A 6,897-nucleotide genomic window follows, 5' to 3' on the forward strand; every position below is an offset into this window, starting at 1 on the left:
ATTTTACAATGTGTGTCAGTCGTGCTTTTCAACTTAATTGAAGACCCTTGTGTTTTCATTAAACATCAAAATAGAGCAATTCTTTTGGTGTGTGTGTGAAGACTTCAAAGCCATTTTTCGTAACGTGACCACAATCTTCGATACGGACACCGACTCTTTCAGGAATATAGATACCAGGTTCCACAGAGAAGCACATGCCTTCTTCGATGACCAAGTCATTGCCATCCATGATGGAAGGAAATTCGTGGACATCCATACCAAGACCGTGTCCCAGACGGTGGTTGAAGTATTCACCGTAACCAGCCTTTTCAATAACCTGACGAGCGGCAGCATCAATTTCACTGGCTGTTACACCTGGTTTGATAAAATCAAGGGCTGTCAATTGAGCTTCTAAACAGATATTGTAGATATCTTTCTTGAATTGGTCGGGTTGACCGACAGCTACGGTACGAGTCATATCTGAGACGTAGCCTTGACTGACAACACCCAAGTCAAAGAGAAGAAGGCTGTTGTTCTCAATACGGTTAGTTCCAGGAATACCATGAGGGTTTGCGGCATTATTACCTGTAAGAACCATGGTTTCAAAGGACATTTGATTAATACCGATTTTTTTCATACCAAATTCAATTTGGGCAATGATGTCAGTTTCAGTTACATCAAGAGAAATATTGTCGAAACCGATATTTACAGCTTTATCTGCATAATCTCCAGCGCCAATCATTTTTTGAATTTCATCAGCTGACTTGATGACACGCATTTTTTGGATGAATGGTGTCAAGTTTTCAAAGCGTCCGTCAAAGACAGTTTGCAACCCTTGGAATTTAGTCACATTTAAATTGTCAAACTCCGCATAGATAACAGGACTATCTGTGTTTGCTAGACCAGCCTTGATCTTTTGCCAAGGATTTTCAGAGTCTACATAACCAAAGACTGGGAAGTCGAGAACAGCAGAAGCTCGTGCTACTTCAAGAGCAGGAACAAAAAGCGCAGGCTCGCGGTTTTCATAGACAAAGAGGAACATTTGACGTTCATGGGGGTCACAATCAAAACCAGTAAGATAATTGACGGTAACAGGGTCTGAAACAATGGCTAGACCCGCTTTATGTTCATACAGAAAATGACGAATGCGATCAAGTTTAGACATAAAAAAACTCCTTTGTATTTCTTACACTCATTCTGTCACTTTTGCAGGGAAAATTCAAGTTGTTTTTGGCTTTTCATTAAATCATTTTCTTTCATAAAAGCATTTTAATGGTTTTCTCTGTAAGCTCGGAATCGCAATGAAAAGGCTAACGGAAAACATTATTTTTTGAAACGGCTTACTTCATTATGGTTGAGAAGAGGCAAACCCTTTCATTTTTTTGTAAAAAATCAGTCAAAATAATTGAAAGTGTTTTCAAAATTTGCTACAATTATCTTGGATAAGTGAGCGTTATGTTAGAAAGGATGTGTTTTTATGAATACTGATGAAACGATTACTATTTACGATGTTGCCCGCGAAGCTGGTGTGTCTATGGCAACGGTCTCTCGTGTTGTAAATGGAAATAAAAATGTAAAAGAAAACACTCGAAAAAAAGTGCTCGAAGTCATCGATCGCCTGGATTATCGACCAAATGCAGTTGCACGTGGCTTGGCGAGTAAGAAAACCACTACTGTAGGAGTTGTTATTCCAAATATTGCTAATAGCTATTTTGCGACTCTGGCAAAAGGTATTGATGACATCGCCTCTATGTACAAGTATAATATTGTTCTTGCTTCTAGTGATGAAAATGACGATCATGAAGTTGCAGTCATTAATTCTCTATTTGCGAAACAAGTGGATGGTATCATTTTCATGGGGTATCATTTGACAGAAAAAATCCGTGCAGAATTCTCTCGTACCCGTACACCAATCGTTTTAGCAGGTACAGTTGACCTTGAAAATCAATTACCAAGTGTTAACATTGATTATAAGGCTTCCGTTGAAGATGCTATTACACAGCTTGCTAAAAACAATGAAAAGGTTGCCTTTGTATCAGGACCACTGATTGATGATATTAATGGCAAGCTTCGTTTGGTTGGTTATAAGGCAGGACTTGAAAAAAATAATATGCGCTACAACGAGGGACTTGTCTTCGAAGCTAAGTATAGCTACAAAGATGGTTTTGATTTGGCACAACGTGTCTTGAACTCTGGGGCTACGGCTGCCTATGTGGGAGAAGACGAATTGGCTGCAGGCCTCCTAAATGGTCTCTTTGCAGCAGGTAAATCAGTTCCTGAAGATTTTGAAATCATTACCAGCAATGATTCACCGATTACAAGTTACACTCGTCCAAATCTAACAAGTATCAGTCTCCCTCTCTATGATTTAGGGGCAGTTAGCATGCGTATGTTGACTAAAATTATGAATAAGGAAGAACTAGAAGAAAAAGACGTTATTCTGAATCACGGTCTTACCTTACGTCAGTCAACGAAATAAAAAAGGTGTTGGGGCATGATTTTGTCTCAACTTTTCCTTTGAAAAAAGGAGGAATAATGACTTTTGAGGATGCCTATTTTAAACAGAAACGGTTAAACCCTGATAGCCTGCAGGCCTTCGGATTTAGGACCACTGATAAAGGATGGGAATTAAGAAAACCCCTCATTGACCAAGAACTTGAAGCTAGACTACTCATTGATGAAGAAGGTAATCTAAGAGGACAGGTTGTAGATGTTGACCTTAATGAGCCTTATGATACCTTTCGTAGTCCCCAAGCAAGGGGAACCTATGTGGGTCAAGTCAGACAAGCCTATGGAGCCCTCCTTTCGCAAGTGGCTGAATCCTGCTATGAGGATCAATTGTTCTCATCCCCACAGGCTAATCGTCTGGCAAACTTCTTGACTCAAGAATTTTCGGATCAGGCAGATCATCCATTTGAGAAATATCCAGACTATCTTTCTTATCGAATTACTGGTAAGTGGTATGCCTTGCTATTCCCTCTGAAAGGAGAGAAACTAGGGCTTGATAGCGAAAAAACAGACCAGATTTATGATGTGGTTAATCTTAAGGTTGACCCCAAAGATATGGAACAACTCATGAAAATGGAAGGAATTTTTCCTAGTTATCACATGTCTAAGAAAAGTTGGATTAGTCTTGTCTTAGATGAAACGCTACCAGATGAAACGGTTTTTAAGCTTGTTGCTAGGAGTCGTTCCCTAGTGGCTCCTAAACATCTTCGCAAAACTTCAGAGCCTCACTATTGGCTTATACCAGCTAATCTGAAATATTATGATATTGGAGCGGAATTTTCAGCAAATAAGGAGATTCTGTGGACCCAGAAAGCGAGTATGCAAAAGGGAGATTTCGTTGCCATCTATATTACGGCACCTACCAAAGCTATCCGTTATCTCTGTCAAGTCTTGGAGGCTAATATACCCAATCAGGGTTACCGTGAGGAGGAGAGTATTAAGGCATTGATGCGAATCAAACTGTTGCACACTTTTATGGATAAGGACTTTAACAGTGAGATTTTAAAGAACTTTGGAATTAAAACAGTTCGAGGTCCAAGACATATGACGGATGAACTGGTCCAAGCTATGTCTCCTTACTTGAAAGGAAAATGAAAGGAGAAAATCATGCGAATATTGATTGCGCCTGATTCATTTAAGGAAAGTTTATCGGCAAAAGAGGTTGCCCTAGCTCTTAAATCTGGCTTTTCGAAAGCCGTGCCTGATGCCGAATTTGACCTTGTCCCTATTGGTGACGGTGGTGAAGGAACCTTGGATGCTCTTGTTGAAAATTTAAATCTTGAAAAGAGAAGGATTAGGCTTTCCCATGCCTATACGAGTGATGGTTCGGTCACCTATGCTAGTGATGGACAGACTGCTATCTTTGAGATGGCCGAAATTTGTGGCTTGGAACAAATTCCTAAGGAAAAACGAAATCCTCTTAGTCTGACAACACAGGGGGTAGGTGAACTGATCGTTCATCTGGTTCAGTCTGGCATACGTGATATTATTATAGGTGTAGGAGGCTCCGCTACCAATGATGGTGGTATTGGAATGGCCTACGGATTGGGCTATCGCTTTTATGACTCTGAAGGGCAGAGTGTTGAGCCTCTAGGTGCTAATCTTAGCCTTATCAAAAGGGTATCGTCGCAAGGCAAGATTGATTTGTCAGCCACGACCATTCGTCTAATCACTGACGTAGATAACCCTTTGTGTGGACTGAATGGGGCCACCTATATTTTTGGTGGGCAAAAGGGGTTAGATCCTTTGCAATTTGAAAGAGTTGATCAGTCTATGAAACAATTCTACAAGGCCTTTGCTCCTGAAGTCTTACACCTTACTGGTTCAGGTGCTGGAGGGGGTATGGCTGCAGGTTTAGTGGCCTTTGCTGGTGCTGAAATTAAATCAGGTATTGACTTTGTACTTGATTGTGTTAATTTTAACCAACGGGTCAAGTCAGCCGATTTGGTCATCGTAGGAGAAGGGCGTATGGACAGACAGTCTCTATCTGGTAAGGCACCAGTTGGTGTAGCTAAACGAACACCATCAGGTATCCCTGTCATCGCAATCTGTGGCAGTCTGAAAGATGACTTACCGGATTTTCCAGTAGCTGGGATTTCAGCCGCATTCCCTATTATTGGACAAGTAGCAGCTTTAGACCAAGTCCTAGCTTCAGCCAAGGAGAATCTCTATCGAACAGGACTCAATATTGGCAACCTCATCAAGTTGAGTCAAACCTTGTGACATAAGAAAAAAGCCGACCTTGTGTCAGCTTTTATTTTCCAAAAAGTTTAGCAAAAAATCCCTTTTTGGTAATAGCTTGCTCTGTTTTTTGAGGAGCAAGAATATCGGGATGAATCTCCGAGAAGAGGACCTTATCAAGATTTTCTGCCTTATCACTATGCACGATGATTCCATATGGTGAGTGTGCTTTGGCTTCATCCACAATAGTAGCGGAAATATTGAGTGCTTGAGCAGTTTTAATATAGGTGAATTGTGTCTGGTCGGCTAGATTGGGTGAAAGCTTGAGACTTAGATGAGGGTAAGCTAATGAAAGATCTTTTAAAATCTTTGGAAACTCCTCCATTACAGTTTTCTTTTCAGCATTTTCCAATAGAATAGCTAAGACGACACGTTCTGCATAGGTTCCAAAATAGTGACGTAATTCATCAGGTTTTAAGCGCTTCTCACCACTAGCGCATTGGAGCACCTTTTTTTCAAGTGAAGTCATAGAGTTCTCCTGTTTGTTTTCTTGCTAGTATTATACAATATTTTGAATTCCTTTTCATCAAGATCTTTTTCTGATATTTTCAAAATTAATTGAAAATATTAAAAAATAGAAAATCGCTAGAAAATTCTGGTTTTAATTTGCTTAACCCTTGATATTGTGGTACTATAAAGGTGTAAAAAAATTTAACTCATAAGGAGAGTATTGTAATGTCAATTATTACTGATGTTTACGCTCGCGAAGTCCTTGACTCACGCGGTAACCCAACACTTGAAGTAGAAGTTTACACTGAATCTGGTGCATTCGGACGCGGTATGGTTCCTTCAGGAGCTTCAACTGGTGAACACGAAGCAGTAGAACTTCGTGATGGTGACAAAGCTCGTTACGGTGGTCTTGGTACTCAAAAAGCAGTTGATAACGTAAACAACGTTATTGCTGAACACATCATCGGATTCGACGTACGTGATCAACAAGGTATTGACCGCGCCATGATCGCTCTTGACGGTACTCCAAACAAAGGTAAACTTGGTGCCAACGCTATTCTTGGTGTGTCTATCGCTGTAGCACGCGCAGCTGCTGACTACCTTGAAGTTCCACTTTACAGCTACCTTGGCGGATTCAACACTAAAGTTCTTCCAACTCCAATGATGAACATCATCAACGGTGGTTCTCACTCAGATGCTCCAATCGCTTTCCAAGAATTCATGATTGTACCTGCTGGTGCACCAACATTCAAAGAAGCTCTTCGTTGGGGTGCCGAAATCTTCCACACTCTTAAGAAAATTCTTAAAGAACGTGGTCTTGAAACAGCCGTAGGTGACGAAGGTGGTTTCGCACCAGCATTTGACGGTACTGAAGATGCTGTTGAAACTATCATCAAAGCTATCGAAACTGCTGGTTACAAACCAGGTGAAGATGTATTCCTTGGTTTCGACTGTGCATCATCTGAGTTCTACGAAAACGGTGTATATGACTACACTAAATTCGAAGGTGAAGGTGGAGCTAAACGTACTGCCGCAGAACAAATCGATTACATCGAAGAATTGGTTAACAAATACCCAATTATCACAATCGAAGATGCTATGGATGAAAACGACTGGGACGGTTGGAAAGCTCTTACTGAACGTCTTGGTGGTAAAGTTCAATTGGTTGGTGACGACTTCTTCGTAACTAACACAGCTTACCTTGAAAAAGGTATTGCAGAACACGCTGCTAACTCAATCCTTATCAAAGTTAACCAAATCGGTACTTTGACTGAAACTTTCGACGCTATCGAAATGGCGAAAGAAGCTGGATACACTGCAGTAGTATCACACCGTTCAGGTGAAACTGAAGATTCAACAATCGCTGACATCGCAGTTGCAACTAACGCTGGTCAAATCAAGACAGGTTCATTGTCACGTACTGACCGTATTGCTAAATACAATCAATTGCTTCGTATCGAAGATCAACTTGGTGAAGTTGCAGAATACCGTGGTTTGAAATCATTCTACAACTTGAAAAAATAAAACGTTGATTTAACAACGTTTCTAAGGACTCTAGGTTAAAACTAGGGTTCTTTTTTGGGCTCCTTGTCAACTGTAGTGGGTGACGAAAAGCTAACATCTAGAGAGAACCTGATAGGTTTTCTCTTTTTGTATGTTCAGAGTGATGAAAACACGCTTCCTAAAGTTAATAAAGTTTCTAAAACCGAAGCCCAGACG

6 protein-coding genes are annotated in these 6,897 nt (G+C 40.6%); 4 read left to right on the plus strand and 2 right to left on the minus strand.

Annotated elements, in window-relative coordinates; all coding sequences use genetic code 11:
• Positions 1–58 precede the first annotated feature (58 nt).
• Complete coding sequence (locus QRD39_RS06740) at positions 59–1,144, minus strand: M24 family metallopeptidase (RefSeq protein WP_285956066.1); 1,086 nt, start codon at positions 1,142–1,144, stop codon at positions 59–61.
• 312 nt (positions 1,145–1,456) lie between these two features.
• Here QRD39_RS06740 and ccpA point away from each other — a divergent pair, with 312 nt between their 5' ends.
• Genes ccpA through QRD39_RS06755 form a run of 3 tightly spaced genes read left to right on the plus strand, consistent with a single transcriptional unit; the run spans position 1,457 to position 4,710 of the window.
• Entirely contained in the window at positions 1,457–2,458 is a 1,002-nt protein-coding gene (gene ccpA, locus QRD39_RS06745) for a catabolite control protein A (protein ID WP_285956067.1), read from the plus strand.
• 56 nt (positions 2,459–2,514) lie between these two features.
• Entirely contained in the window at positions 2,515–3,582 is a 1,068-nt protein-coding gene (locus QRD39_RS06750; protein ID WP_285956068.1) for an MmcQ/YjbR family DNA-binding protein, read from the plus strand.
• Between the two features lie 12 nt (positions 3,583–3,594).
• Positions 3,595–4,710 carry a glycerate kinase gene (locus QRD39_RS06755; RefSeq protein ID WP_285956069.1) on the plus strand — a complete coding sequence of 372 codons (1,116 nt, stop codon included), beginning with the start codon at positions 3,595–3,597 and terminating at the stop codon, positions 4,708–4,710.
• Between the two features lie 31 nt (positions 4,711–4,741).
• Here QRD39_RS06755 and QRD39_RS06760 read toward each other — a convergent pair whose 3' ends face one another.
• Positions 4,742–5,197, minus strand: a complete 456-nt coding sequence (locus QRD39_RS06760; RefSeq protein WP_008534121.1) for a YueI family protein — start codon at positions 5,195–5,197, stop codon at positions 4,742–4,744.
• A gap of 206 nt (positions 5,198–5,403) precedes the next feature.
• Here QRD39_RS06760 and eno point away from each other — a divergent pair, with 206 nt between their 5' ends.
• Positions 5,404–6,702 (plus strand): surface-displayed alpha-enolase, encoded by a 1,299-nt coding sequence (gene eno / locus QRD39_RS06765; RefSeq protein ID WP_002889001.1) that lies wholly within the window; start codon positions 5,404–5,406, stop codon positions 6,700–6,702.
• Positions 6,703–6,897: the final 195 nt, after the last annotated feature.

Source organism: Streptococcus raffinosi, from assembly GCF_030284685.1.
Taxonomy (GTDB): Bacteria; Bacillota; Bacilli; order Lactobacillales; family Streptococcaceae; genus Streptococcus; species Streptococcus raffinosi.

What these genes read in the sequence shown, in the direction of transcription:
- QRD39_RS06750 (WP_285956068.1), top strand. Translation starts at nt 2,515, where the DNA reads ATGACTTTTGAGGATGCCTATTTTAAACAGAAACGGTTAAACCCTGAT.
- eno (WP_002889001.1), top strand. Translation starts at nt 5,404, where the DNA reads ATGTCAATTATTACTGATGTTTACGCTCGCGAAGTCCTTGACTCACGC.
- QRD39_RS06760 (WP_008534121.1), bottom strand. Translation starts at nt 5,197, where the DNA reads ATGACTTCACTTGAAAAAAAGGTGCTCCAATGCGCTAGTGGTGAGAAG.
- QRD39_RS06740 (WP_285956066.1), bottom strand. Translation starts at nt 1,144, where the DNA reads ATGTCTAAACTTGATCGCATTCGTCATTTTCTGTATGAACATAAAGCG.
- ccpA (WP_285956067.1), top strand. Translation starts at nt 1,457, where the DNA reads ATGAATACTGATGAAACGATTACTATTTACGATGTTGCCCGCGAAGCT.
- QRD39_RS06755 (WP_285956069.1), top strand. Translation starts at nt 3,595, where the DNA reads ATGCGAATATTGATTGCGCCTGATTCATTTAAGGAAAGTTTATCGGCA.